A 24,527-nucleotide genomic window follows, 5' to 3' on the forward strand; every position below is an offset into this window, starting at 1 on the left:
TTACAAGGCCTTAGCCTATCTTAGAAGTGTCGAAATTAACCGCGAAACACAATCCATTCTACAAAACTTATCCACTCTTGCATTTTTCTCCGTATAAGAAGATATTCCTATTCTGGCGAGGGAAGATGAATGTCTTTGGAACTATCGGATGTCATTCACACGCGGGCGGAAGCTTTCGAAGCATTGAAGCTGCTGGCAGCAAGGCATGGTCGGAACCTGAGCCTCACAATGGAGGAGGGCTGCGCCGACCGGTTGCGGCAACGGCGGAATGTGGCGCTGTGCGACGCACTGATCGATTTGCTTGTGGCCATGTTCGGGGTTTCCGGCACCGAATTGCGGTCCCCATTGCGTTGCAGGCGGGAGGTCGCGCGGGTCCGGCAGATCGGCATGTATGTCGCGCACACGGCTTTCGGGCTGGCCATGCGGGATGTGGCCGCGGGCTTTGCACGGGACCGCACCACGGTAATGCATGCCTGCCATCTGGTGGAAGACATGCGCGACGATACCGAATTCGATGCAATCGTCTCGACCTTCGAGCGCATTGCGCACAGTGCTTTTGTGGAGTGGAGGATGGCGGCATGACCACCCAACTGTCAGTGTCCGAAGCGAGGATCATGCGCTTTCTGAAAGGCGGAGCCTGCGAGGTTCAGGATTCGGTCCGCGCGACGCATGTATTGCTGGCGGCGGATCGCGGAACCATCGCCGCTTCCCGCGCCGAACTGGAATCCATGCATCGGAAGGGGTTGCTGCGCTGGGAGGATGAACGGCTTGTTCTGGCGCCGCACGGTAACAGATGCCTGAAGCAGAGGGGCAAGCCGCTGCCTAGCCCGGCAAGAGCCACGCTGACCGTCGAGTATGAGCAGGGCGAGAAGGTTGAAATCAACCCTGAAGAGTCGCCGCTTGCCATGCTTTACCGGCGCAAAACCGCAAGCGGTTCTTCGTTTATTTCGCAGAACGAGTTTCTTGCAGGTGAAAGATTGCGCGCCGACTTCACGCGCGGCTCGCTGATGCCTTCCATCACGATGCGTTGGGACAAAAGCGTCAGAAGCAGGGCGAGTGGGTCGGGCGGGCCGGGCGGCATGGCCGAACTGACGGATATTGCGCTTGCCAGCCGCATCCGGGTCGAGCGGGCGCTGGAAGCGGTAGGGCCGGAATTGAACGGCGTTCTGGTCGACGTCTGCTGCTTCCTGAAAGGTCTTGAAACCGTGGAGCGCGAGCGGCAATGGCCCGCGCGTTCGGCCAAGATGCTGCTCAAGGTCGGCCTGGCCGCGCTCCACCGGCACTATAATCCGCAACTCGAAAAAGAACGCGGCGGCGGCGCTGTCCTGCATTGGGGAGCCGACGACTATCGTCCCCGGATGCAGCCGCTGAACAAGTGAAGCAATCTCCCGGATTGACACTCCACTGGGGCGGGTCTATCGCCTGTGTCCCAAACAAGCCTGACAGGCCTGATGGGGAAGTGGGAGAAATCACATGAATTCGGTACGGGATCGGCTGGAAAGCATCCTGTCGCGGCTGGAAGCGCGGGCAGGCAACGAGCGCGTTTTCAGCAAGATTTATGCACGGCAGGCGCGTGCCGAGGCGGATGCCGCCGATGCGCGTCTGCGCGACGGAGGCGCTGTCGGCCCCCTCGACGGGCGCATCGTTTCGATCAAGGATCTCTTCGACATTGCCGGAGAACCGACGCTGGCCGGTTCGGTCATTCGCCGTGACGCGGCGCCCGCGACCAGAGATGCCGCGATTGTTCGCCGTCTGCGCGAGGCGGGTGCGGTCATCGTCGGCAAGACCCATATGACGGAATTCGCCTTCACGCCGGTCGGTCTCAATCCGCATTATGGCGAGCCGGGCAACGCCATTGATCCCACGCGCATTCCGGGCGGTTCGTCATCGGGCGCTGCCGTTTCGGCGGCGGAAGGCACCAGCGAAATCGCCATCGGCTCGGACACGGGCGGGTCGGTGCGCATACCGGCGGCCCTGAACGGCCTTGTCGGCTTCAAGCCGACGGCGCGGCGCATTCCGCTCGACGGTGCTTTTCCGCTGGCGCCATCGCTCGATTCCGTTGGTCCGCTGACCAGAACCGTCGCCGACGCCATTCTGACCGACGCGATCATGGCGGGCGAAACGCCGGTCCTGCCTGAAGCCCTGTCGCTGAAGGGCCTGCGCATCGCGCTGCCCAAGGGCTATCTTCTGGCCGATATGGAGCCGGACGTGGTGAAGCACTTCGAGGCAACGGTCGCGCTTCTTGAAAAGGCGGGTGCTGTCATTGCCGATCTGGGGGTCGATGACCTGATCCAGCGTCTGCGTGAGGCAACCCGCGTCGGCTCCATTGCCGGGATCGAGGCAAGCCATGTCCACGCATCGACCTGGCTTGGCGATCCCGATGCCAATGTCGATCTTCGCGTGAAGCGTCCGCTCGCCGTGCGCGTCAAGGTGCCGATGGAAACCTATCGCGGCATTATGGAAACGCGCGCGGCGCTGGTGCGGGAAATGGACGAACGCCTGAGCGAGTTCGACATGTTCGTGACACCCGCCACGCCGATCGTTGCCCCGACGATTGCTTCGGTCAGCAATGATGAGGCCGAATATGACCGTGTGGAAGGGCTTCTGCTGCGTGATACGCAGGTTGGAAACCAGTTCGACCTGTGCAGCATCACCGTGCCGATGCCGGGCATGACCCTGCCGACCGGCTTCATGCTCACCGCACGCGGCGGCAACGACAAAAGACTGCTGGCGGCTGCCTTGTCGGTTGAGAAACTTTTACGCTGATTCTTTCGCCAGCTCTGCCTCACGCCGTATGCGCGCCACCATGGCGCGCAGGCCGTTGGAGCGTTGCGGCGTCAGATGTTCATCGAGGCCGAGCTTTTTCAGAATGGCTTCCGGCTCAATCGTCAGGATTTCCGACGCCTTGCGGCCCGAATAAAGCGCCAGCACGATGGCCACCAGACCGCGCACGATATGCGCATCGGAATCGCCCAGAAACTCCATGACCGGATCGTTGCCGCCTTGCGGCAGCGTCTTCAGCCAGACCTGGCTGACACAGCCCTGCACCTTGTGCACGGCATCGCGCGCATCGTCGGGATAGGGCGGCAGTTCCTTGCCGAGATCGATGACATAGCGATAGCGGTCTTCCCAATCGTCGAGAAATTCGAAATCGGACATGATGCTATCGATGGTCGTGGTCATGGTACTCGCCTGAAAAAATTTCTTGCCGCTTATATAGTGATGAAACGCCGCGAGGTCACGGAAAACCAGAGCATGAATCCGAAAAGTGGCAACCGGTTTTCGGATTCATGCTCCAATAAAAGCTTGAACCATGATGACGTTTCAACTTGAAAAAATCCCGCTCTAACGCCTAATCGCGCCGGTCGAGCGGCGATCCAGTGCGCGAAGGGCTTCTTCCCGCGGTGTCGGGATGGGAATGCCGGTTGCCCCCTGCACGGCTGGGGATGCCGCCGGTTCCGCTTTCGCCGGCGGTTGCGGCTTGGTGCCGAAGCGGTCGCTCAGGTATTCGAGCGCAACCCGGCTTCCTTCCAGAAGGCCGCTTCCGGCGCTGGACACAAGCGACGTTCCGTTCTGGCAGAAGGAAGGATTGTCGATGCAAAGCTTGCCCAGTTCCACGGCGGTTTTGCCGTTGGCGAGAAGCTGGTCGATGGAATCCGGCTCCCGCCTGGTGCCCGTCATGGCGGGCTTTTCCTGCGGGGTGTTCTGCTTATCCGCGGGGAAGATGCGTGGCATCACGAGGAATGCCAGCGTCAGCCAGAATGCGGATTTGATGAGAAAACGGATCATTGCCTTGCTTCGGTTGCGATGTGTCGCCGTCAATGTCCGATGAATTCGAAAAGATTCCGTAACCGTTCGGTCTGAACGTTAAAATTGCATCGGCCAGCAATGGCGTCTCGCCGATTGCTACTCTCTGTTTACCATAGACAGAAAAGCAGACCCGGCATGTCACTTATCCGCTTTGGGCGCTCCCGCTTTATCGTTTCTTTAAAGCCTCCGCTGCAATCTGTTGCTGGCTGGGAATGCGTCGCCACGGCGAAGGGTTTCCAGTTCGGATCATGCAAGAGTATTGAGTGAGTAGGGCACGTTGAACGCCATTCTTTTGAAAACAGCCGATACCGTCCGCACGAGCGTGCAGGCGATCAGCCGTTTTTACGAACGTTTCTGCTGCCGCTGGGTGTCCACACCCGACGCGGCCTCCATACGTGTCATCGGCTCGGTTCTCACCGTGCCGGTCCTGCTTTGTGCTGCGGTGCTCGGCTCCGGTGTAACGCCGGGCTTCACGGAATTTGCCATTCTCGCCGCCAGCTTTGCAGGCGTGGCCATGATCCTGTGCGCGCTGTCGCTGATGGGCGTTGCCGCGCCCGTTCTGGCGGGCCTGAATTTCGCCGCCTATGGCGCGGGTCTCGCTGCCATTGGCGCCTTCTCGCATGGCAATGCGGTTCTGTGGCTGATGGCGGCAGGCCTGCCGCTTGAAGTCTGGTTTGCGACCCGCCGACCGGGCGCTGCCGCAGCAGGCGCTGCGTTCGCCGCCATGATTCTGGCTTTCCTCGCGACCGCAAGCGGCGGCGCTGTTTCCGGCGGCAGCTATGCGTCTGTCGCGGTTCTTGTCCTTTATGCCGCAAGCCTTGTGGCGCGTGGCTTTGTGAACGCTGCCAAACCTGCCGAGATCAAGGTCGGCGCACCGCAGATCGCGGTTGCTGCCGGTGACGTGCAGTTCAGCCTCGACATGGAAGGCGTGGTGTCTTCGGTCGATGCAAATTCTGCCAAGCTTCTGGGCGTGCAGCCGAAAATGCTGGAAGGCACGGCCCTGATCGACCGCGTGCATGTGGCCGACCGCGTGGAATATCTTTCGCTTCTGGCCGATCTACGCGCCGGTGCCACGGTACGCAAGATCGACGTGCGCCTGCGCTCCATCGAAAATGGCGAGACCATCTTCCGTACCTATCGTCTCGAAGGAGCTGCAAGCGCCCACGCTATCACGCTGATCGGCCGTTCGCTGGAAGGCGAGCAGAAGCTTCTGGAAGAGATTGCCACGCTGAAAGCGGAGCTGGAATCGGAGCGCATCGGCAAGGGCCGTCTGCTTGCCGCCGTCAGCCACGAACTGCGCACGCCGCTCAATTCCATCATAGGCTTTTCCGACATGCTGTCGCATGAAATGGGCGGCAAGCTCGCCAGTGAAAAGCAGCGCGAATATGCGGGCCTCATTCACCAGTCCGGCCATTATTTGCTGGAGCTTGTTAACGCCGTTCTCGACAATTCGCGTCTGGAGACCGGCAATTACAGCATCGATCCGCAGACGCTCGCTTTCCGCGAAGCAGCCGAAATGTGCACCGCCGTCATGCTGCCGCTGGCTGAAAAGAAAGGCGTCGCCTTCTGCCATCGCGTCGGCAACGGTATTGGCGAACTGGTGGCCGACCGCCGCGCCGTCCAGCAGATCCTGCTCAACCTTGCCGGAAATGCGGTGAAGTTCACGCAAAGCGGCGGCTGCGTCACCATCGATGCAGCGCGCGTTATGGCCGAAGGCCGTGCTATGCTGGAATTCAGCGTGTCGGATACCGGCATCGGCATCGAGCCGGAAGACATGCAGCGCATCGGCACGCCATTCGTGCGCGCCAACAACAATTATGCGCGCGCGCAGGAAGGTAGCGGCCTCGGCCTTTCGGTGGTCAAGGGGCTGGTGGAACTGCATCAGGGAACGATGCAGCTGAAAAGCTGCCCCGGCGAAGGCACGGTCGTCACGGTCCGCCTTCCGGTGGCGGGTCCGCAATTTGTGATGGGAGAAGACGAATATCAGGAGCTTGGCCCAGAGCTTGGCATGGTGATCGACATGCACCGTCACCACGGAGAAAGGCGTCATGACTGGCAGAACGACGAAATCCGGGAGCAGAAAAATGCGCAAACCCGCAAAACGGCGTAGTCTCGGATCGCGGCTCCTCCATTTCTTCTTCACCTCGGCCTCCGCGCTGGCAATTGCCGCCGGAGAGTTCATCGCGCGCAACCCCGTCCTCACCGGCGGGGCAACCGCGTTTCTGGTGGTCATGAGTTTCGTTTCGGCCAATGCGCTCTGGTATCAGCCGGAGGCGCATAATGCCGTGTTCTTCCGCACAAGGCCGGATTTCGTGTTCAACCCAACGCCGCGCGCGGTCCTGCCGGGAACGGCGGCGGCGAGCGACAACGCTCCGAAACCGACCGAAAGCGCTTCCGCAGCGGAGGTGAACAACGAGCCAGCCCAACCGCTGGAACCCGCCAACCTGTCGGCTGACCGGCTGAATATGAACGCCTCGGTGGACGATATGCTGCCGGCGCTTGCGCCCAATGCCGATCTGGAAATCGCGCGGCTGCAGTATCGGCTTTCGACGCTTGGAATCTACAAGGGGCCGGTGGACGGTTTCACCGGGCCGCAGACCCGCGAAGCGGTGGAACGCTGGCGCGCCTTGCAGCAGAAGCTCGGCGTGCAGGAGGCCAACATCCCGCCGCAATTGCTGGCCGACACCCAAAACGGTAACCCGAACCGCACTCCGGCTCGGGACGATGTGGCAAAAGCCATCGAGGTCGCGGTTCCATCGCCGCGTCCGCAGCCCGCTGTCCTGAAATCGGAAACAGTTTCCAAACCGAAGCCGGATCTTGCTTCCTATGAAAAACCGGCGCCGAAAAAACAGGTCGCGGCAGCACCCGCCGGTCAGTCGGCGAAGGTGAGTTCGCAGGATATCATCCGCGTGCAGGCCGGGCTGAAGGCATTCGGCAACGACACGGTGCCGGTGAACGGACAGCCGGGCAAGTCGACACAGGAAGCGGTGCGCGAATTCCAGAAACTGTTCAGCCTGCCGGTGACGGGCGAAATCGATGGAACGCTCATCGCCAAGATGCGCGAGATCGGCCTGATCAGTTGATGGATTTGCGATGCGCCTGACATCCGATTTCTGGGTTTCAGCCTTGATCCGCAAGGTGCAGGGCGAGGGCGGCTTTGCCTATCTCGCCCGTCGCGGCTCGCCGGAAGCCGGCGCGATCTTCATCAAGGTAAGCTCGCGCTTCGGCACCTGCGATCTCTATTCGCCAGCGCCGCAAACCTCCTATGAAGAAGATCATGACGGGGAGCGCATGTTCCTGCGCATTCTTCATGACGCCGATGACATGGCGGCAAGTGACCGCATGGCGCGGGAAACCCGCTTCGACCCCGACCTGTGGCTGGTCGAACTGGAAGATATTGCCGATGCTTCGGCGCTGTTCTCGATTTCGCAGGACGGAGAGGCGTTCTGAATTTTTTGATGCGCTTATTTCGCCAGCCGCTGGCGGGAGGGATGATCGGAATTGGCCGCATCCACGAGCGGGGTATCGTCTTCGGCTTCCGCCATTTCGCGCAGTTTGCCGCGCAGCATGGCCGACATGTCTTCAGCCTTCCAGCGCCGCACGAGCGCCATCGCCTTTTCGCGGTCGATGGATCGGTAGATGTGGACGAACTCCCGCAGGCTGTCGCGATTGGTGTCGATCGGTCCCAGAATGGCTGTCATGGTGAGATAGCATTCCGCAGGCGACAATCCCAGCGCCTTGAGCGCAATCGGCAGATGTGAATCCGGCCACTGGCCGATGATCGCATCGGCCCGCTCGAACGAAATGTCGAGCGCATCGGCCAGCGCATTGCGAAAGAACTGGCTGTCGATCAGAAGCGCGGTATCGATGAGATGCTGCGCGCCGGTGGCCGCACCTGTCTCGTAGAAAGGCTGTTGCAGCGCGCGCGCCAGCCGCTCGGAACTGCCTTCCTTCATCAGCGGCGTTCTGGCGGCCGAAAGGTCGGGTACATCCGGCTTTTCCAGCGGTTCGGCTTCCATATTGGCGAGATTTTCCTGAAGCGCCAGCGTGCGGTCGATCACCGGATCGGCAAAACTGCGCAGCACGCCTTGCAGAAGCACATCGCCGGACTGACGCCGTGCAACAGCGCGCGCATGGGCAAGTCCGTTCCTGCCGATGATCTCGATCAGGTCGGACGGGCGCAGAAGGGGAGAGCGCAGGAGAATAGGCGCGGAGATTTCCACGGGCTGGTCGGCCAGCGCCAGAATGAGGCGGCGTGGCGCGTCTTCCAATTGCGCCAGTGCATTGGCTGCGTGGCGCTTGCCGCGGGTGGAAGCGCATTGCAGAAGGGGCATGGCAAGATCTTCGAGCTGCTGCATATCCTGCCGTCCGGGGCGCGTGATACCCGCGAATGCCGAAATGGCGGCCGCCAGAAGGTCGTCCGCCTTGCTGCTCCCCGCTTTTGAATTCGACGGGCTCCGGTGGCCTGAAATATCCTCCAGGGCGCGGAACTGATCATTTGTCACGCAGAATACTCCGGTAGGCACACAACTCACCCGCCCCAAATCGCAGATCACGCCTCCGGCAGCGGCCGGCTTGCGCGCAAATGCACCCCGCATGGGTCGGTGTTCCGGATAGTAGCGTTGAAGCGTTAGCAACTCATTAACCGTGCCAAAAAGAAACAGCATCGCTTCAGGCTTGGAGAGGTTCCAGTCGAACCGGGGTCGTCGGAAACGCATTAAGGCGGGACGCCGGGATGCCAACGCATCACGCGCTGAAAATGCCGGGCACGGGTATTAGAGACCCTCAAACGGCGCACAGCGCGCTTCGGTGAAGAAGCGCTGCACTTGCCTGTTCCACGTTCCATCGGGCACGAAAGCGCGCAGCACGGCGACGCCTTCGCCGATATTCTGCTCGATCAGGATCGAACGCGCATCAGCCTGCGAACCATCCGAGCGCAGACTTGCCATGCCGATGGGATCGGCAAGGATCAGGTCGAGCTTGCGTTCGTTGGAAACGCTGTCGTTGAGGCTGTAGAGATTGTCCCCGTTGGGCGCGTAGATCGAGAGCGACCAGTAAGGCACGTTTGCGCCTGTCGTGATGTGCACGGGGCCGTCGGCAAGATCAAAGCGGCAGGTGGCTTCCTGTATCAGCGGGTCGCTGTCGCTGACCGGACCGGTCTTTTGATCCAACCGCTGGAAGCGGTATGGCTCGCTTCCGGTTTCGATCCGCGACCAGGCATTCTTGTCGGAATAGAAGGGAACGAGGAAGAGAACCGCGATATGGACGATCGCCGCGCCGATGATGCCGAGAAGGACGAGGCGGAAAATTCTAGCCACGGCACGCTCCCGGATTTGCTCCCGCAATACGCACCAGCCCCGGCATGACCAGATCGGAAAGACCCGAGGATGATGCCGCAGGCGTGTCGTAGAGCGTCATGACGAGAACGAAATCGCCGCCGCCTTCGACGGGAAGCCAGTTGCCGGGCGCGGCATCCGGGCCGATGGTGATCGTGACGCTGCCGTCATCGCCATAAAGCACCTCGCGGGAATGCAGCGCTTCCAGCAATCCGTCGCGCGGCGTGATCGGCTCGAGATCGGGCGTGGCCGGATAGACCGTCCAGAAACGGGCGGGCGGGGTTAGGCCGCTGAGGCGATAAGTGCAGCCGCGCTGCAATGTGCGCCCGCCATTGTCGGTACGCGCATAGAAAGGCAGCCCTTCCGCCGTTCCAAGCGCGAGATAGGCTTTGCGGGCCGCACGGGCCTTGGAATAGGGATCGGCATCCGGCGTGCCAGCCGCCGGATAGGCGCTCCAGGCCCCGACGCGGAGTTCACCGAAACCCTCGAACCGGTCGAGCACCTTGTCGACGCTCCAGATGCCGCCGCCGAGCGCCAGCACAAGCACAATCGCCGTGTTGAATATCGTCTTGAACATCGCCCCTCAGAGTACCGATACTTTTGTGCGCCCGGCGATCTTAGGCAGAGGCGGTGCCGCAAGGAAGCGGTCATGCAGTTCCTTGATGACTTTTGTCGACATGGGCGAGAGCACGCGCGGCGGCGCGGCCATGACTTCTTCCGGCTTGGCGTTGGCCACTTGCGGCTCGCTCTTCTTGGGCGGCGCGGGGAAGGGCGGCGTCACGCCCGGTATGGGCTTCAGTTCGATGTTCTGATGCGCATAAGCCATCATCCGCTGCCAAGCCATGGCAGGCAGGACACCGCCGGTCATTTCCTTCATCGGGGTGAAATTGTCGTTGCCGAACCACACCGCCGCCGTGAAATTGCCGGTGAAACCGACAAACCATGCGTCGCGATAATTCTGCGTCGTGCCGGTCTTGCCGCCAACGCGCGTCGTCGGCAGTGCGGCGCGGCGTCCGGTGCCGCGTTCCGGCACCTGTACCAGCATGGAGTTCATCTCGAGCGCCGCTTTCTCCGACAACGCCCTGTGCGGCTTCGGTGCATCGCGACCGAAATCCCACAACACCTTGCCATCCGATGAAACGATCTGCGTGAAGGCGTGGCGGTTACCGGCCATGCCCGCATTTGGAAACACGTTGAAGCCGGTAGCCTGATCCATCACCGTCATTTCCGATGTGCCGAGCACCATGGTCTTGTGCGACGAGATCGGCGATTCCACGCCCATCGCCTTGGTCAGCGCAACGATGGGGGCCGTGGTCAGATAATCGCGCGCCAGCCGCACCGGCACGCTGTTCAGCGAACGGACAAGCGCGGTGGTCAGGTCGACGCGGCCCGCAAAGCTGCGGCCATAATTGCGGGGCGACCAGTTGCCCCAGCTGATTGGCGCGTCCGAGACTATGGTGCTGGGCGTCAGCCCCTTTTCCATCGCCGCCGCATAGACATAAGGTTTGAAGGACGAACCGGCCTGCCGCAATGCCTTGGTGGCGCGGTTGAACTGGCTTTCGCCATAGTCCCGCCCGCCGACCAGTGCGCGCACGGAGCCGTCATTGGCGATCACAACGGTCGCCGCTTCCGAGACATTATAATCCTTGCCGAACTGGCGCAGGTGATATTCCAGCGATTCCTCCGCCGCCTTTTGGATGTTGCGGTCCAGCGTCGTGCGCACGATCAGCGTGTGCTGAGGAATATTGGCGGCGACCTTCTTCACCTCCTCGAAAGCCCAGTCGAGAAAATAGTCGGGGCTCTCGTTCTTGGCGCGGTCGATGACGCTTGCCGGATGGCGGCGCGCAACGGCGACTTGCCCTTCGCTCAGGAAACCGCTTTCAACCATATTGGACAGCACGACATTGGCGCGTGCACGCGCCGCCGGCAGGTTGACATGCGGGGCGAATTTGGCAGGCGCCTTGAAAAGACCGGCCAGCATCGCGGCTTCCGCAAGCGAAATATCCTTCACGTTCTTGCCGAAATAGAATTCCGATGCGGCGGCAATACCGAAGGTTCCGCCGCCCATATAGGCGCGGTCGAGATAAAGCTGCAGGATTTCCTTCTTGCTGAGATTGCTTTCCAGCCAGAGCGCGAGAAAGGCTTCCTTGATCTTGCGCTCGATGGTGCGCTCGTTGGAGAGAAACAGGTTCTTGGCAAGCTGCTGGGTGATGGTCGAGCCGCCCTGGACAACGCCATTGGCGCGCATGTTCTGGCTGAAAGCGCGGGTCAGGCCCCAGAAGTCGATGCCGTAATGATCGAAAAAGCGCCTGTCCTCGGTGCCGAGCACGGCCTTGATGACATGGTCCGGCAATTCATCGATGGGCACGGCCTGACGATGCAGGATGCCGCGCTGGCCGATCTCATTGCCGTAGCGATCAAGGAAGGTGACGGCATAATCGTCCTGCGCGCGCCAGTCCTTCTTGGTCTCCTCGAAGGCGGGCAAGGCCAGCACCAGCATCAGCACCGCTCCGGTAACCCCGAGCGTAAATCCCTCGTCGAGAACCTCGACGACGAAACGCCGGAACCCGCGCACGCGAAAACGCCGGGAGAAGATGGTGATGTTTTCCCACCACTCGCCGAGACTGTAGCGCAGGCTGTAGAGGGTGGAATCGATCCACGCGTCGAGCCCGATCAGGCGCGAAACCCTGAACGGTTTACGCTTCTCGCTTCCCGGTTCTTTTTCTGCCGTCTTACGCATTCACTAACTTCGGCACGGTTGGTTGTCGCAGACAGATGGAGTGTCTATCATAGCAGATAAATAAGCCACAGCTCATGTGAAATGGTTAAGGCCCTGGCAACTTTATATGGATAGGAACAAAATCAAATTATAGGAAAATAGTCCTTGACGGCGTAACGGTGCTTTGCTAGGTTTTATCTACGGTCGACAAAGTGTGACTGTCGCCGGTCCCTGCTATATACCCGGCAGATACCGGTGTGCATAACCCTGAGAGGCTATAGCGGCTTTTCAGGGTTATGTCTTTTAGACAATTGTAAAAATTGTGATGGTACACCCTAAAATTGTGGATAAGTTAGCACGTGGCGAAGCACGCCTTCGTCTGACGCACCAATTGCAGGTTGCACACGGCATCGACCCCGCGGATATCGCGCTATTGCTGTCTGTTCCGGTAAGCCAGTATCTCAACCGTCTCAATCGCCTCAATCTGGACTGTTCATCCGCTGCGGCTGATTCGCAGGTGAAGACGCGCGATGCAATCCTGGCGCGTGCAAAAATTCGGGCGTGGGGGATCCTGGACGGCAGGCCTGACGCCGCAGCAAGTGGAAGCAGCGGAGGAGGAATGGCTGTTTCAGGCGCGTGATGCGCAATTGTCCCCTATGGTTACCTGGCGCACCTGAAGGAAACCTGGGGCATGCTGCAATTCGACTTGCGTCTGCGCGCTTCTCCAAGACAGGTCGTGACAATGACACCGCGAGCGGTTCCGCTGCTGAAAGCGTTGGTCCGCGACGCCTCGGTTTCGATGACGCCCATGCGCACGGACGAAAACTCCGCGAATCTGGCGCAAGGCTCATGCAGACGATCAGCGACCGCTATGGCGAGATGCCTCTGGGACGGCGGGAACTCGACGGCGCGCATTTTCGATGCCTCATTTCTCAGCGACGAAGAAGAAACGCGATGCGGTGGGCTACCAACCGCATTCAGCCAGGAGGTCATCATGACGAACTTCACCGATGCAGTATTTACCTCGGAGACGACGTGGATATGGTTCGCCAAGATGGTGGGCGCGATGGCAGGTTCTGCCGTATCGCTCGCCTATATGCTGCCGCATGGAAAGCGTGAAGCGGCCATTCGTTTCGCCGTCGGCATCATTTGCGGCATGGTTTTCGGAGGAGCGGCTGGCGTCAAGATTACCGATACCCTTGCTCTCAGCGGATTGCTTGGCCGGGCCGAGCTGATGCTGATGGGATCGGCTGCAGTAAGCATTACCGCCTGGTCGGCGCTTGGCATCTTCAAGCGCTTTTCTGAACGGCTGAAAAAGGCGCCGATCCCTGGAATCCTGACTGAGGAAAGGGAAAGCAATGGCGATGCTTGATATGCGGCCCGAAACGATGCAGCCCGCTCTCGCCATCGAGGATGTGGAGCTGGCCGGTAGCCTTTCCGGCTATGCCAGTGTCTTCGGCCTGTCCGATCTGCACAACGACGTCGTCGAACGGGGGGCGATCGCCCGCTCGCCCGCCAAGGCCGCGTGTCGGACGTGCGGATGCTCTGGCAAGCATGATGCGGCGGAGCCAATCGGCATGTGGACGGCAATCTGCGAGGATGCGCGCGGCCTTTATGTAGAGGGCAGGCTGGCGCGGGTGCGCGATGCGCTGGAACTGATGCGCGGCGGCGGCTGGAAGGCTTGTCCATCGGCTTTCGCACCGTCAAGGCGCGCACGGATGCCCGCACTGGCCCGCGCCACATCATCAAAGCCGATCTTTGGGAGATCTCGGTCGTCACCTTTCCGATGCGGCCGCAGGCGTGTGAGCAGCGGCAAGGCGGGGACTGCCGACGATCCGTGAATTCGAACGCTGGCTCACGCGGAATACGGGGCTGAGCCGAACTGCCGCGAATACCCAATTTGCCACGGGCTTTGCGGCGTTCGCCGGTGAGGGAGAGGGACAGGGGCGGGACGCTCGCCTGTCGTGGCGGGAAACAAGCCTCGCCGAGAGCTGGTTCGACGTTGGCATGGTCTGGTGGCAATCACGATGCCGAGGTGACCTTCGAGATCGCACTGGAATCGGCAAGCCAGGCGCTCCAACGGGAAGGGTGGTGGAGGGGCAATCGGTTGAGGTCGCACTTCATTCCGACGAGATGCAATCGCGGCCAAGGGCGCAGATATTGAATGGCGCCAATACAGGCCTGCTGCTCGCCCAATGGAGAAGGGAGGGTGCTCCTGTTTTGGATGAGGAGGAAATCGGTCTAAATCGCTGGAAACTCACGCGCGCCTCACGCGGGCATTTTGAAACAGAGCAGGCCGCGTCGGTCGTGAAGAATGCCGAGACACCTTTCATATGGCTGGACGGTGCGGTTGTGGCTGTCTGCAAGCGTCGGAAGTCGGATTTGAACTCAATTGGCGTGTCGGCAACTGACAGGAAAAAATATGAACGCAGATAAATCATGGTATCTTTCGCGCACGGTCTGGGCTGGTCTGGTTGCGCTTTTTCTATCGCTTGCGGGCGTTTTCGGCGTGGCGACGGATCTCTTCGACCAGGGCGCGCTAACGGATGTGTTGCTGCAACTGGCGACCGCAATTGCCGGAATTGTTACGATTATCGGGCGCATCGGGGCAACATCACGCATTTCATAATTACACAAACCGTGATAGTCAGATGCTGATTTTTCCTTTGGGCCCGCAAGAAGTTTGGTTGTTCATGCATCATTCAGCTGTTGGGCGCTATATAAGGCGGCATGATGAAACAGAACCCTGCACTCAAAGTTTTCGCGCTTCTCGCCGTTAGTATTGGCTTGCTGCCGGTCAGTGCCGGTGCCTTGCCGATAACCGCGCCGCAGAAGTCCAATCTCATTGTCGCTGCCGCTGGTGATTGCGCCGCGGTCGGCGAACAGGTGGCCGCCCAGCAGGGTGGCCAACTGGCCAAGGCAACTGCCACGACGCAGAATGGCCGCCCCATGTGTGTGGTCGTCGTGCTGGTGCCGGGCCGTGATGGCGAACGTCCGCGCCGCGTTGAAGTGGCTGTTCCCGCTCAATAGGGCGGTTTCGTCAGACTGAATCGTCGAAACCGCTCTGCCAGTTTGTCTTGACGCGCATCTTCCTCCGAAAACCGCTTCGCTTTTTCGGGATGCGCTCAATGACAACGGCTTTCACCGCCATTCGGTAATGGATTGAGGGAGAATGTCCGCTTGCGTATCCTGATCGTTGAAGACGACAAGGACCTGAATCGGCAGCTTGCGGAAGCAATGGCTGCTGCCGGTTATGTGGTCGACCGCGCCTATGACGGCGAAGAAGGCCATCATTTGGGCGACACCGAGCCTTATGACGCGGTCGTGCTCGATATCGGCCTGCCGCGCATGGACGGCATCAGCGTCGTGGAGCGCTGGCGGCGCAGTGGCCGCGCCATGCCCGTTCTCATGCTCACCGCCCGTGATCGCTGGAGCGACAAGGTTGCCGGCATCGACGCGGGCGCCGATGACTATGTTGCCAAGCCTTTCCATATCGAGGAAGTGCTGGCGCGGCTGCGCGCGTTGATCCGCCGTGCGGCTGGCCATGCGTCGTCTGAGCTTGTCTGCGGGCCGCTTTATCTCGATACGAAAACATCGAAGGCCAGCATCAACGGCGTCGCGCTCAAGCTGACCTCGCATGAATACCGGCTTCTGTCCTATCTTATGCACCATATGGATGAAGTGGTGTCACGCACCGAACTGGTGGAACACCTTTACGATCAGGATTTCGACCGCGATTCCAACACGATCGAAGTCTTTGTCGGTCGCCTGCGCAAGAAGATGGGCGTGGACCTGATCGAGACCGTGCGCGGCATGGGCTACCGCATCCGTTCGGAAGGCGGGGGCGAAACGAAAGGCAACGACAGCTGAAGCTTCTTCGCGTCTTTCCTCCGCTGCGTTCGCTCGCGGTCCGCGTCGTCACCCTCTCAACGATCTGGGTTATCTTGGCCCTTGTGGTGGTCGCGACCTTTATCGGCTCCCTGTACGGCGAAGCTGCGCGCAGCAACTTCGAGCGGCTTTTGACCGCCCATCTGTTCAGCCTTGTCGGCGCCGTCAGTACGTCGGGCGAAGGCTTCTTGCAGGGGCGGCCTGAACTGGGAGAACTGCGCTATTCCAGCCCGCTCTCTGGCTGGTACTGGTCTGTCGACCCCGTCACGCCGAATCTGTCCGGAAAACTGCAGTCACCTTCGCTGCTTGGTCGCATCGTGCCGGAAATGCCGGTCTCGCAGGCCCCGTTCGACAGTTCCTTCATGCGCAGCTACACCTTGCCCGGTCTCCATGGCGAGGAACTTTTCATCGTTGAAACCGAAGTGGTTCTGGACGCCGCCAATCGGGTTGCGCGTTTTCGCGTGATGGGCAATCTCAGCGAAGTCCTCAAGGAAATATCCGATTTCAGAACCAGCCTCGCGACCTATCTGGCGATCTTCGGCATCGGAAGCATTCTCATCAACGCGGCCGTAATCCTGTTCGGACTGCGCCCGCTCGACAAGGTGCGTCAGTCTCTGGCCGACATTCGCGAGGGGCGTTCGTCAAAGCTCGACACGTCGCTGCCTGTCGAGATCGCGCCACTCGCCAGCGAAATGAATGCGCTGATCGAAAACAATCGCCGCATCATGGAACGGTCGCGAACACAGGTCGGCAATCTCGCCCACTCTCTCAAGACACCGCTTTCGGTGCTGGTCAATGAAGCACGAAGCATGGGCGGCGAACATGGGCGCATCGTCCAGGAACAAAGCGAGGCGATGCAGGTGCAGATACAGCATTATCTGCAACGCGCACGAATCGCCGCGCAGCGCGACAGCGTTGTTTTCCGCACGCCTGTGACCCCGGTTCTCGAGCGCATGCAGCGGGTGACGGCCAAGCTCAACCCGGCTTTCAAGGTCATGTTCCGCAACGATTTGCCTGACGCGGTCTTCGCGGGGGAACGGGAGGATTTGGAAGAAATCGTCGGCAACCTGCTGGAGAATGCGGGCAAATGGGGCCGCAAACGCATCAATATCGGGCTTTCCCCCGTTTCCGGCGAGCAACGCCAGTTCGAAATCCTGATCGAAGACGACGGGCCGGGGCTGGCATCGGACAAGATCGAGGCGGCGCTGAAACGTGGCAGCCGCGTCGACGAAACGAAACCGGGAACCGGGCTGGGACTGGCGATCGTGCAGGATACCGTCCGCGAATATGGCGGCGGCTTGCATCTGGGCAAGAGTTCGTTCGGCGGACTGGGAGTCCGTGTCCTGTTGCCCCTGACAGAAGATTGACGGTTGTTTTTGGCTGAAAGCGAACTAGAAGATAAATTGAAAAGCCGCATGCCGTTATAGTATGCGTGCTAATTGTTCATGAAGGCTGGTTGTTATGGTAATGGTATCCAGGTTGTCTTCTCACCCGGTTTCAGTTGCTTCGACGATGTTTGCCGTGGCGCTTGCATTGTCAGCTTGTGGCACGACCACCGGCAAGGGGATCGGGCTTGGCTCGCTAGGCGGCGGCTCTGCGGCGCAGAAGCCGGAAACCAGCCTGTTGACGCCGCTCGGCAATGGTCTTCTCGGCAGTTCGGCAAATCAGCTGAATGCAGCCGACCGAAAGAAGGCGCTTGAGGCCGAATATCGCGCGCTCGAATATTCGCCCGCGGGCAAGGTCGTATCCTGGAGCGGCAGCGGATCGAATTCCGGCGATGTGACTGCGGCGCAGCCTTATCAGGTCGGCTCCCAGAATTGCCGCCAGTATTCGCACAGCTTCACCATCGGCGGATCGCAGCAGACTTCGCGCGGAACGGCCTGTCGCAATCCGGATGGCAGCTGGACGCCATTGACCTGACATCCTTTGCGGCGAATTGCCCTAGGCAGCAACTTACTGCAGGTAGTGGTTGGTTTTTCCCTTGGCTGCGCTTAAGTCGTAGCCATGGGATTCTGGCTTATTGCAGCATTACTGACATTGGCAGCCACTCTGGTTGTTTTGTTGCCTCTCACGCGGCGCAAGCAGGCGTTTTTGCCCGCTGAAAAGAACGACCTTGAGGTCTATCGGGACCAATTGCGCGAGGTCGAAGCCGACGCTGCCCGAGGCATGATCGACCCGCAAAGCGCCGAACAGGCGCGCATCGAAATTTCACGTCGCATTTTGAACGCCGAAAAGTCAGCGAGGGAAGCTGCCGAAGCCGCAGGCAAGACGACACCGGGCCGGTTGCTCGCTTTTCTGGCGGTGCTTGCAGTGCCGCTGGTCGCCTGGGGCGTCTACCCGCTGTTCGGAAAGCCGGACATGCCGTCCATGCCGCTCGCCGAGCGGCTTTCGGCAAGCGCGGATCGTGGCTCTGTCGATGAGCTGGTAGCGCGTGCCGAAGCGCATCTGGCACAAAATCCCGACGATGTGCGTGGATGGGATGTGCTGGCGCCGATTTACTTGCGGCTTGGCCGCGCTGCCGATGCCGTCAATGCATATCGCAGCTCCATTCGTATCGCGGGTGAGAATTTCCCGCGCGTTCTGGGGTTGGGTGAAGCACTGGCAACCGCTTCAGGCGGTACTGTTACCGCCGAGGCCGAAGGTTTCTTCAGGAAGGCTGCCGATCTCGAACCGAATGATGTGCGCCCGCAATTCTATCTCGCGCAGGGTGAGATGCAGGATGGTCGCATGGATCTGGCGGCCAACCGCCTGCAGGCGTTCCTCGACAAAGCCCCCGCCGACGCGCCGTGGCGCGGCCAGATTGAACAGGCCATCGCCCGGCTTCGCGATCCTGCTGCTGTTCAGCAGCAGCCGAAGGGGCCAACGGCTGACGATGTCGATGCCGCTTCGTCGATGAGCCCCGAAGACCGGCAGGCGATGATCGAAGGCATGGTTCAACGTCTCGATGAAAGTCTTCGCCAGAATAGCGGGGATGTCGAAGGCTGGAAGCGCCTTGTGCGCTCCTATATGATCCTCAACCGCCGCGATGCAGCGCTCGACGCTCTCAATCGCGGAATGACAGCCCTTGAAGGCGAAAGCCGGTCGAACCTTGAGAGTTTCGCAGCCGGTCTTGGACTAGATCTAAAGGCAGGGAACGCACAAAAATGAGCGCGACCGCAGACGACAACGCACGCAAAAGCAAACCAGCGGCCAATTTCGCCCGTACCGTAAGCCAGAGAAAGCGCAAGCGCCTGTTCCTGATCGGCGGCGCGCTGGCAGTTCTGGCTGTGGCGGTCGGGCTGATGCTGATGGCTTTCAGTCAGGACATTCGCTTTTTCCGCACGCCAGCCGACCTGACGGAACAGGACATGGCCTCAGGCGCGCGGTTCCGTCTCGGCGGTCTCGTCGAGGAAGGGTCGGTCAGCCGCCAGGGCAGCGAACTGCGTTTCACGGTGACCGATACGATCAAGACCGTGAAGGTCGTGTTCGAGGGCATTCCGCCTGATCTCTTCCGCGAAGGGCAGGGCGTCGTCGCCGAAGGGCGTTTCGGTGATGGCGGGGTTTTCCGCGCCGACAACGTGCTGGCGAAGCACGACGAAAATTACATTCCCAAGGACCTTGCCGACAGCCTAAAGGAAAAGGGCGTCTGGGAAGGCAAGTAACAGTTGGGGCACTCCAACCGGCGATGTCCGGTTGCGTGCCTGATGGAGACTGCAGATGAGCGTCGAGATAGGCCATTTTGCTCTGGTTCTGGCACTGGCACTGTCGATTGTCCAATCGATCGTGCCGGTGGTCGGCGCGCATCGTCGCGACCCACAGCTCATGTCAGTCGCCGCCCCGACTGCAATTGCAGTCTTTGCGCTGATCTGCCTTGCATCCGCCGTGCTTGTCCATGCCTATGTCGTGTCGGATTTCTCGGTCCTGAATGTGGTCGAGAATTCTCACTCGCAAAAGCCGCTTCTCTACAAGATCACCGGCGTCTGGGGTAATCACGAAGGCTCAATGCTGCTGTGGGTGTTTATTCTCACCTTCTTCAGTGCGCTGGTCGCGGCTTTTTCCGGCAACCTGCCTGAAACGCTGCGCGCCAATGTCCTCGCCGTGCAAGGCTGGATCGGGGTGGCTTTTCTGGCGTTCATCGTCTTCACCTCCAATCCTTTTACCCGTATTTTTCCGGCTCCGATGGAGGGCGGCGATCTCAACCCGATCCTTCAGGATATCGGCCTCGCGATCCACCCGCCGCTGCTCTATCTCGGCTATGTCGGGTTTTCGGTTTGTTTCTCCTTTGCCGTGGCGGCCCTGTTGGAGGGGCGCCTTGATGCTGCATGGGCGCGCTGGGTGCGCCCATGGGCGCTTGTCGCATGGATGTTCCTGACCGGCGGCATCGCCATGGGTTCCTACTGGGCCTATTACGAGCTTGGCTGGGGCGGCTGGTGGTTCTGGGACCCGGTTGAAAATGCATCCTTCATGCCTTGGCTGGTCGGCACCGCACTGCTCCATTCAGCACTCGTCATGGAAAAGCGCTCGGCGCTGAAAATCTGGACCGTGCTGCTGGCGATCCTCACCTTTTCGCTGTCGCTGCTCGGCACCTTCCTTGTCCGCTCCGGCGTTCTGACTTCGGTTCACAGCTTCGCCACCGATCCGGGGCGCGGCCTCTTCATTCTGGCCATCCTTGCAATCTTCATTGGCGGTTCGCTCTCGCTTTTCGCGCTCCGGGTGCAGTGCCTGACGGCAGGCGGCATCTTCCATCCGATTTCGCGCGAAGGTGCACTGGTCTTCAACAATCTGTTTTTGACGACCGCCGCTGCGACCGTGCTGATCGGCACGCTTTATCCGCTGCTGCTGGAAGTGATGACCGGCGACAAGATTTCCGTTGGCGCACCGTTCTTCAACATGACGTTCGGCCCCCTGATGATCCCGCTTCTGTTCGCGGTGCCCTTCGGCCCGCTGCTCGCCTGGAAACGCGGCGATCTTTACGGCGTCTCGCAGCGGCTGATGACGGCTTTCGCGCTCTCGCTCGTGGCTGCGGCAATCGTCCTGTGGAGCACATCGGCGAAATCGGTTCTCGCCGCCTGCGGGATCGGGCTTGCGGCATGGCTGATTTTCGGCAGCCTGACGGACCTCGTGCTCAAGGCTGGCATAGGCAAGGTCTCCGCGAGCAAGGCGTTTGCGCGCTTCAAGGGTTTGCCGCGCTCGGTTTTCGGTACCGCACTTGCCCATATCGGGCTCGGCGTGACACTGCTGGGCATCGTGAGCGTCACCACTTTCGGCACGGAAAATGTGCTGATCATGCGTCCGGGCGATACCGCCAGGGTACAGGATTACACGCTGCGCTTTGAAGGCCTGCGCCCGCTCACTGGCTCCAACTTCACCGAAAATCGCGGTACTTTCACGCTGCTCGATTCCAGCTCGCGCAGTCTTGGACAAATCGAACCGTCCAAGCGGTTTTTCCCGGCTCGCCAGATGCCGACAACTGAATCAGGCATCAAGACGCTATGGTTCAGCCAGGTCTATGTTGCGCTTGGCGACGAACCGGGGGACGGATCGGTCGTCGTCCGTATCTGGTGGAAGCCCGATGTGACACTGATATGGTACGGGGCTCTCGTCATGATGGTGGGTGCACTGTTTTCTCTGGCTGACCGGCGCCTGCGGGTGGGTGCGCCTTCGCGCAGCCGCAAATCGGCTCGCCAAGAGGCGGAGGCCGCGGCATGAAAACGCGCTCGGCATTTGCGGCACTTCTGCTTGGCGCAGCCCTGGCCTTTCAGGGAACTGCAGCGCTCGCCGTCAATCCGGACGAGGTTCTCTCCGATCCAGTGCTTGAAAAGCGCGCCCGCACCATTTCCGGCGAACTGCGCTGCATGGTTTGCCAGAATGAATCCATCGACGATTCCAATGCCGAGCTTGCCCGCGATCTCCGCATTCTTGTCCGTGACCGGCTGAAAGAAGGCGACAGTGACGAACAGGTGATGGACTTCATCGTCGACCGTTACGGAGAGTTCGTGCTTTTGAAGCCGCGTCTCAACGCGCGCACCGTACTCCTGTGGGGATTTCCGGTCGTCATATTGCTGATCGGTGCTGTAGCGCTGGTTTTCGCCTTTCGCGGACGCAAGCGGGTGGGGGAGGCGCCCCAGCCGCTTACCGAAAGCGAAAAGGCGGAATTATCACGCCTGCTCGACGGAAAATAGGCGCCGGTCGCCGGTATTTGTTATTCGTAACCTTACGAAACTTTCATGTGGTGGAAACGGAGCGGTAAGGTAGCCCTGACTATCTTACGCTCTATAAAGGTTTCACAGGTCCACGTTTCCTGAATGATCAGGACCGCGGCCGGATTACTGCTCGTAAGGAGAAATACATGTCCAGAGCCAGGATTTCCAACTATCGCAAGAGCGTTGCCGCGATCGCATTGTCGGCCGTTCTCGCCGGTGGTTTTGTCGCGACCGGTCCTATCGGTGCGCTCAATGACGCCCGTGCGGATGCCGTGCAGGTAACGCCGCCGCCGCAGGCTGCGGGTTTTGCCGATCTCGTTGAGAAGGTTCGTCCGGCTGTCGTCAGCGTCCGTGTCAAGAAGGACGTGCAGCAAACCGCTGATCGTGGGGGTGGCCAGTTCTCCGGCCCTCAGGGCTTCTATCAGCTTCCGGACGACCATCCGCTCAAGCGCTTCTTCCGTGATTTTGGCATGGACCCGCGCGGCGATGCACGTCCCGATGCGCGCCCTGATCGCCGCGGCCCCGGCAAGCGCGGTCCTCGTCCCGGCCACGAACGTCCGGTTGCCCAAGGTTCCGGCTTCTTCATCTCTGAAGACGGTTATGTCGTAACCAACAACCACGTTGTTTCCGACGGCGATGCCTATAGTGTGGTCATGGACGATGGCACGGAACTCGACGCCAAGCTGATCGGCACCGACCCGCGCACCGATCTGGCCGTGCTGAAGGTCAACGATCCGAAGCAGAAGTTCACCTATGTCGCATTCGGCGACGATAACAAGATCCGCGTCGGTGACTGGGTCGTGGCTGTCGGTAATCCGTTCGGTCTCGGCGGTACGGTGACCTCCGGTATCGTGTCGGCCCGTGGCCGTGATATCGGCGCTGGTCCTTACGACGACTTCATCCAGATCGACGCGGCCGTGAACAAGGGCAACTCCGGTGGTCCCGCCTTCAACCTGTCGGGTCAGGTCATCGGTATCAACACCGCCATCTTCTCGCCTTCGGGCGGCAGCGTGGGCATTGCCTTTGCAATCCCGGCCTCGACCGCAAAGCAGGTCGTTGACCAGCTCATCAAGAAGGGCTCGGTGGAACGTGGCTGGATTGGCGTACAGATCCAGCCGGTGACGAAGGATATCGCGGCTTCGCTCGGCCTTGCCGAAGAGAAGGGCGCACTCGTCGCTTCGCCGCAGAAGGATGGACCGGCTGCCAAGGCTGGCATCCAGTCCGGCGACGTGATCACGGCAGTCAACGGCGAAACCGTGCAGGACACTCGTGATCTGGCACGCAAGGTGGCGGGCGTTGCTCCCGGTGAAAAGGCGGCTCTGACCGTCTGGCGCAAGAATAAGGCCGAGGAAATCAGCGTCACCATCGAAGCTATGCCTGGCGATTTGGGCAAGTCGGCCAGCCCTTCGACCGACAATGGCGGCGGCCAGAACGAGACCCTCGACTCCTATGGCCTCACCGTGACCCCGTCCGAAGACGGTAACGGCGTGGTGGTGACCGATGTCGATCCCGACAGCGACGCCTCCGACCGCGGTATCCGTTCCGGCGACATCATCGTCAGTGTCAACAACCAGACGGTGAAGAGCGCCAAGGACATCAACAACGCCATCAGCGAAGCCGAAAAGTCGGGTCGCAAGGCGGTGCTGCTGCAATTGCAGAGCAACGACCAGAGCCGCTTCGTGGCCCTGCCGATCGATCAGGGATGATGACCGGCTGCTCAAGGCTCTGAGAAATTCGATGCCAGGCGGTGCACCGCCTGGCATCGCCTTATCCTCAAACACTATTATAGTAGCGCCATGAAGATTCTCGTTATCGAAGATGACCGCGAAGCGGCCCGCTATCTGGAGAAGGCCTTCACCGAGGCCGGACATTCCGCCGATATCGCCGGTGACGGCGAGACCGGCTATGCGCTGGCCGAAAATGGAAGCTACGATGTTCTCGTAGTCGACCGCATGCTGCCAAAGCGCGACGGCCTGTCCGTGGTGGCAGGTTTGCGCGCCAAGGGCATGGAAACGCCAGTCCTGATTCTTTCCGCGCTGGGCGAAGTGGATGACCGCGTTACGGGCCTGCGCGCCGGCGGCGACGACTATCTGACCAAACCTTATGCATTTTCGGAACTGCTGGCCCGCGTCGAGGTTTTGCAGCGCCGTTCCAGCCCGCGTGAGGCGGATACGATCTACCGTGTCGGCGATCTGGAGCTTGACCGGCTTGCGCACACTGCGCGCCGTCAGGATGTGGACATCACCCTCCAGCCCCGCGAATTCCGCCTGCTCGAATATCTGATGCGCCACGCCGGACAGGTCGTGACGCGCACCATGCTGCTCGAAAATGTCTGGGATTACCACTTCGACCCGCAGACCAATGTGATCGATGTGCATATCTCGCGTTTGCGTTCGAAGATCGAGAAGGGCTTTGACGTTCCGTTGCTTCACACGGTGCGCGGCGCCGGTTACATGCTGAAGGCTGGCAAGTCGAAACAGTCCACAGGCACCAAGGTGGATTGAGCATGTCTCCCAAAAGTGGCAACCGGTTTTGGGATAAAGACATGCGTAAAAACAAAAGGATAGAGCGTGTCCTATGATTCAGTTTAAA

26 protein-coding genes and 2 pseudogenes are annotated in these 24,527 nt (G+C 60.4%); 22 read left to right on the forward strand and 6 right to left on the reverse strand.

Going from position 1 to position 24,527, the window contains the following annotated elements:
* Positions 1-135 precede the first annotated feature (135 nt).
* The 3 genes from ACOWVS_RS03220 to ACOWVS_RS03230 all read left to right on the forward strand — a co-directional run bounded on the left by ACOWVS_RS03220 (position 136) and on the right by ACOWVS_RS03230 (position 2,766).
* A complete protein-coding gene (locus tag ACOWVS_RS03220) occupies positions 136-582 on the forward strand; it encodes a helix-turn-helix domain-containing protein (protein WP_039852890.1) in 447 nt (148 codons plus the stop codon).
* Positions 579-1,379 carry a DUF6456 domain-containing protein gene (locus ACOWVS_RS03225; protein ID WP_039852420.1) on the forward strand — a complete coding sequence of 267 codons (801 nt, stop codon included), beginning with the start codon at positions 579-581 and terminating at the stop codon, positions 1,377-1,379. The genes ACOWVS_RS03220 and ACOWVS_RS03225 overlap by 4 nt, the downstream gene beginning before the upstream one ends.
* 94 nt (positions 1,380-1,473) lie before the next feature.
* Complete coding sequence (locus tag ACOWVS_RS03230) at positions 1,474-2,766, forward strand: amidase (protein ID WP_006466327.1); 1,293 nt, start codon at positions 1,474-1,476, stop codon at positions 2,764-2,766.
* Here ACOWVS_RS03230 and ACOWVS_RS03235 read toward each other — a convergent pair.
* Positions 2,758-3,183: a SufE family protein gene (locus tag ACOWVS_RS03235; protein ID WP_006466328.1), complete on the reverse strand. Its 426-nt coding sequence runs from the start codon at positions 3,181-3,183 to the stop codon at positions 2,758-2,760. The genes ACOWVS_RS03230 and ACOWVS_RS03235 overlap by 9 nt on opposite strands.
* Positions 3,184-3,345: 162 nt before the next feature.
* Positions 3,346-3,789, reverse strand: coding sequence for a hypothetical protein (locus ACOWVS_RS03240; RefSeq protein ID WP_039852422.1), 444 nt, complete (start codon positions 3,787-3,789; stop codon positions 3,346-3,348).
* A gap of 298 nt (positions 3,790-4,087) precedes the next feature.
* Here ACOWVS_RS03240 and ACOWVS_RS03245 point away from each other — a divergent pair, with 298 nt between their 5' ends.
* The 3 genes from ACOWVS_RS03245 (at position 4,088) to ACOWVS_RS03255 (ending at position 7,260) form a co-directional block, all read left to right on the forward strand.
* Positions 4,088-5,920 carry a sensor histidine kinase gene (locus ACOWVS_RS03245; protein WP_006466330.1) on the forward strand — a complete coding sequence of 611 codons (1,833 nt, stop codon included), beginning with the start codon at positions 4,088-4,090 and terminating at the stop codon, positions 5,918-5,920.
* A gap of 121 nt (positions 5,921-6,041) precedes the next feature.
* Complete coding sequence (locus tag ACOWVS_RS03250) at positions 6,042-6,893, forward strand: peptidoglycan-binding protein (RefSeq protein ID WP_420703583.1); 852 nt, start codon at positions 6,042-6,044, stop codon at positions 6,891-6,893.
* 10 nt (positions 6,894-6,903) lie between these two features.
* The gene (locus tag ACOWVS_RS03255) at positions 6,904-7,260 is read left to right on the forward strand and encodes a DUF1491 family protein (RefSeq protein ID WP_006466333.1); all 357 of its coding nucleotides are present in this window, start codon (positions 6,904-6,906) and stop codon (positions 7,258-7,260) included.
* A 14-nt stretch (positions 7,261-7,274) separates the two neighbouring features.
* Here the strand turns inward: ACOWVS_RS03255 and ACOWVS_RS03260 are convergent, their stop codons facing one another.
* The 4 genes from ACOWVS_RS03260 to ACOWVS_RS03275 all read right to left on the reverse strand — a co-directional run bounded on the left by ACOWVS_RS03260 (position 7,275) and on the right by ACOWVS_RS03275 (position 11,886).
* Positions 7,275-8,315, reverse strand: coding sequence for a DUF2336 domain-containing protein (locus ACOWVS_RS03260; RefSeq protein WP_039852892.1), 1,041 nt, complete (start codon positions 8,313-8,315; stop codon positions 7,275-7,277).
* A gap of 270 nt (positions 8,316-8,585) precedes the next feature.
* The gene (locus ACOWVS_RS03265; protein WP_039852424.1) at positions 8,586-9,128 is read right to left on the reverse strand and encodes a DUF1254 domain-containing protein; all 543 of its coding nucleotides are present in this window, start codon (positions 9,126-9,128) and stop codon (positions 8,586-8,588) included.
* Positions 9,121-9,723 carry a DUF1214 domain-containing protein gene (locus ACOWVS_RS03270; protein ID WP_006466336.1) on the reverse strand — a complete coding sequence of 201 codons (603 nt, stop codon included), beginning with the start codon at positions 9,721-9,723 and terminating at the stop codon, positions 9,121-9,123. The genes ACOWVS_RS03265 and ACOWVS_RS03270 overlap by 8 nt, the downstream gene beginning before the upstream one ends.
* Before the next feature lie 6 nt (positions 9,724-9,729).
* A complete protein-coding gene (locus ACOWVS_RS03275) occupies positions 9,730-11,886 on the reverse strand; it encodes a penicillin-binding protein 1A (protein ID WP_075041619.1) in 2,157 nt (718 codons plus the stop codon).
* A gap of 304 nt (positions 11,887-12,190) precedes the next feature.
* On the opposite strand from ACOWVS_RS03275, the gene ACOWVS_RS03280 reads away from it, so the two are divergent.
* From ACOWVS_RS03280 to ACOWVS_RS03355, 16 genes and pseudogenes are all read left to right on the forward strand, one after another.
* Positions 12,191-12,505 carry a hypothetical protein gene (locus tag ACOWVS_RS03280; RefSeq protein WP_139309251.1) on the forward strand — a complete coding sequence of 105 codons (315 nt, stop codon included), beginning with the start codon at positions 12,191-12,193 and terminating at the stop codon, positions 12,503-12,505.
* A gap of 36 nt (positions 12,506-12,541) precedes the next feature.
* A pseudogene (locus ACOWVS_RS03285) lies at positions 12,542-12,846 on the forward strand (ATP-binding protein); the annotation flags it as partial.
* 13 nt (positions 12,847-12,859) lie between these two features.
* Positions 12,860-13,237, forward strand: coding sequence for a DUF6107 family protein (locus ACOWVS_RS03290; protein WP_039852893.1), 378 nt, complete (start codon positions 12,860-12,862; stop codon positions 13,235-13,237).
* 16 nt (positions 13,238-13,253) lie between these two features.
* A pseudogene (locus ACOWVS_RS03295) lies at positions 13,254-13,741 on the forward strand (HK97 family phage prohead protease).
* 215 nt (positions 13,742-13,956) lie between these two features.
* On the forward strand, positions 13,957-14,301 hold the full coding sequence (locus ACOWVS_RS03300; RefSeq protein ID WP_075041621.1) for a phage tail baseplate protein: 345 nt from the start codon (positions 13,957-13,959) through the stop codon (positions 14,299-14,301).
* Positions 14,288-14,494, forward strand: coding sequence for a hypothetical protein (locus ACOWVS_RS03305; protein WP_022568935.1), 207 nt, complete (start codon positions 14,288-14,290; stop codon positions 14,492-14,494). The genes ACOWVS_RS03300 and ACOWVS_RS03305 overlap by 14 nt, the downstream gene beginning before the upstream one ends.
* A gap of 104 nt (positions 14,495-14,598) precedes the next feature.
* A complete protein-coding gene (locus ACOWVS_RS03310) occupies positions 14,599-14,895 on the forward strand; it encodes a hypothetical protein (RefSeq protein WP_006472696.1) in 297 nt (98 codons plus the stop codon).
* Between the two features lie 150 nt (positions 14,896-15,045).
* A complete protein-coding gene (locus ACOWVS_RS03315; protein ID WP_025091278.1) occupies positions 15,046-15,735 on the forward strand; it encodes a response regulator transcription factor in 690 nt (229 codons plus the stop codon).
* Positions 15,736-15,809: 74 nt separating this feature from the next.
* Positions 15,810-17,120, forward strand: coding sequence for an ATP-binding protein (locus tag ACOWVS_RS03320; RefSeq protein WP_075041622.1), 1,311 nt, complete (start codon positions 15,810-15,812; stop codon positions 17,118-17,120).
* Between the two features lie 94 nt (positions 17,121-17,214).
* Positions 17,215-17,673: a hypothetical protein gene (locus tag ACOWVS_RS03325; RefSeq protein WP_006466343.1), complete on the forward strand. Its 459-nt coding sequence runs from the start codon at positions 17,215-17,217 to the stop codon at positions 17,671-17,673.
* Positions 17,674-17,757: 84 nt separating this feature from the next.
* The gene (gene ccmI, locus ACOWVS_RS03330) at positions 17,758-18,900 is read left to right on the forward strand and encodes a c-type cytochrome biogenesis protein CcmI (RefSeq protein WP_075041623.1); all 1,143 of its coding nucleotides are present in this window, start codon (positions 17,758-17,760) and stop codon (positions 18,898-18,900) included.
* Positions 18,897-19,394 (forward strand): cytochrome c maturation protein CcmE, encoded by a 498-nt coding sequence (gene ccmE / locus ACOWVS_RS03335; RefSeq protein ID WP_006466345.1) that lies wholly within the window; start codon positions 18,897-18,899, stop codon positions 19,392-19,394. The genes ccmI and ccmE overlap by 4 nt, the downstream gene beginning before the upstream one ends.
* A 55-nt stretch (positions 19,395-19,449) precedes the next feature.
* On the forward strand, positions 19,450-21,441 hold the full coding sequence (locus ACOWVS_RS03340) for a heme lyase CcmF/NrfE family subunit (protein ID WP_075041624.1): 1,992 nt from the start codon (positions 19,450-19,452) through the stop codon (positions 21,439-21,441).
* Positions 21,438-21,914 (forward strand): cytochrome c-type biogenesis protein, encoded by a 477-nt coding sequence (locus ACOWVS_RS03345; protein WP_006466347.1) that lies wholly within the window; start codon positions 21,438-21,440, stop codon positions 21,912-21,914. Before ACOWVS_RS03340 ends, ACOWVS_RS03345 begins: the two co-directional genes overlap by 4 nt.
* Before the next feature lie 167 nt (positions 21,915-22,081).
* Positions 22,082-23,641 carry a Do family serine endopeptidase gene (locus ACOWVS_RS03350; protein ID WP_006466348.1) on the forward strand — a complete coding sequence of 520 codons (1,560 nt, stop codon included), beginning with the start codon at positions 22,082-22,084 and terminating at the stop codon, positions 23,639-23,641.
* 90 nt (positions 23,642-23,731) lie between these two features.
* The gene (locus tag ACOWVS_RS03355; RefSeq protein ID WP_075041625.1) at positions 23,732-24,439 is read left to right on the forward strand and encodes a response regulator transcription factor; all 708 of its coding nucleotides are present in this window, start codon (positions 23,732-23,734) and stop codon (positions 24,437-24,439) included.
* Positions 24,440-24,527: the final 88 nt, after the last annotated feature.

This window comes from Brucella sp. IR068, from assembly GCF_049065885.1.
GTDB lineage: Bacteria > Pseudomonadota > Alphaproteobacteria > Rhizobiales > Rhizobiaceae > Brucella > Brucella intermedia.

Bases quoted from the DNA above. Each gene is read 5' to 3' on its own strand.
- ACOWVS_RS03250 (WP_420703583.1), top strand. From the start codon at position 6,042: ATGAGTTTCGTTTCGGCCAATGCGCTCTGGTATCAGCCGGAGGCGCAT.
- ACOWVS_RS03310 (WP_006472696.1), top strand. From the start codon at position 14,599: ATGAAACAGAACCCTGCACTCAAAGTTTTCGCGCTTCTCGCCGTTAGT.
- ACOWVS_RS03305 (WP_022568935.1), top strand. From the start codon at position 14,288: ATGAACGCAGATAAATCATGGTATCTTTCGCGCACGGTCTGGGCTGGT.
- ccmI (WP_075041623.1), top strand. From the start codon at position 17,758: ATGGGATTCTGGCTTATTGCAGCATTACTGACATTGGCAGCCACTCTG.
- ACOWVS_RS03275 (WP_075041619.1), bottom strand. From the start codon at position 11,886: ATGCGTAAGACGGCAGAAAAAGAACCGGGAAGCGAGAAGCGTAAACCG.
- ACOWVS_RS03225 (WP_039852420.1), top strand. From the start codon at position 579: ATGACCACCCAACTGTCAGTGTCCGAAGCGAGGATCATGCGCTTTCTG.
- ACOWVS_RS03345 (WP_006466347.1), top strand. From the start codon at position 21,438: ATGAAAACGCGCTCGGCATTTGCGGCACTTCTGCTTGGCGCAGCCCTG.
- ACOWVS_RS03280 (WP_139309251.1), top strand. From the start codon at position 12,191: ATGGTACACCCTAAAATTGTGGATAAGTTAGCACGTGGCGAAGCACGC.
- ACOWVS_RS03350 (WP_006466348.1), top strand. From the start codon at position 22,082: ATGTCCAGAGCCAGGATTTCCAACTATCGCAAGAGCGTTGCCGCGATC.
- ACOWVS_RS03355 (WP_075041625.1), top strand. From the start codon at position 23,732: ATGAAGATTCTCGTTATCGAAGATGACCGCGAAGCGGCCCGCTATCTG.
- ACOWVS_RS03240 (WP_039852422.1), bottom strand. From the start codon at position 3,789: ATGATCCGTTTTCTCATCAAATCCGCATTCTGGCTGACGCTGGCATTC.
- ACOWVS_RS03290 (WP_039852893.1), top strand. From the start codon at position 12,860: ATGACGAACTTCACCGATGCAGTATTTACCTCGGAGACGACGTGGATA.
- ACOWVS_RS03270 (WP_006466336.1), bottom strand. From the start codon at position 9,723: ATGTTCAAGACGATATTCAACACGGCGATTGTGCTTGTGCTGGCGCTC.
- ACOWVS_RS03235 (WP_006466328.1), bottom strand. From the start codon at position 3,183: ATGACCACGACCATCGATAGCATCATGTCCGATTTCGAATTTCTCGAC.
- ACOWVS_RS03340 (WP_075041624.1), top strand. From the start codon at position 19,450: ATGAGCGTCGAGATAGGCCATTTTGCTCTGGTTCTGGCACTGGCACTG.
- ACOWVS_RS03255 (WP_006466333.1), top strand. From the start codon at position 6,904: ATGCGCCTGACATCCGATTTCTGGGTTTCAGCCTTGATCCGCAAGGTG.
- ccmE (WP_006466345.1), top strand. From the start codon at position 18,897: ATGAGCGCGACCGCAGACGACAACGCACGCAAAAGCAAACCAGCGGCC.
- ACOWVS_RS03230 (WP_006466327.1), top strand. From the start codon at position 1,474: ATGAATTCGGTACGGGATCGGCTGGAAAGCATCCTGTCGCGGCTGGAA.
- ACOWVS_RS03325 (WP_006466343.1), top strand. From the start codon at position 17,215: ATGGTAATGGTATCCAGGTTGTCTTCTCACCCGGTTTCAGTTGCTTCG.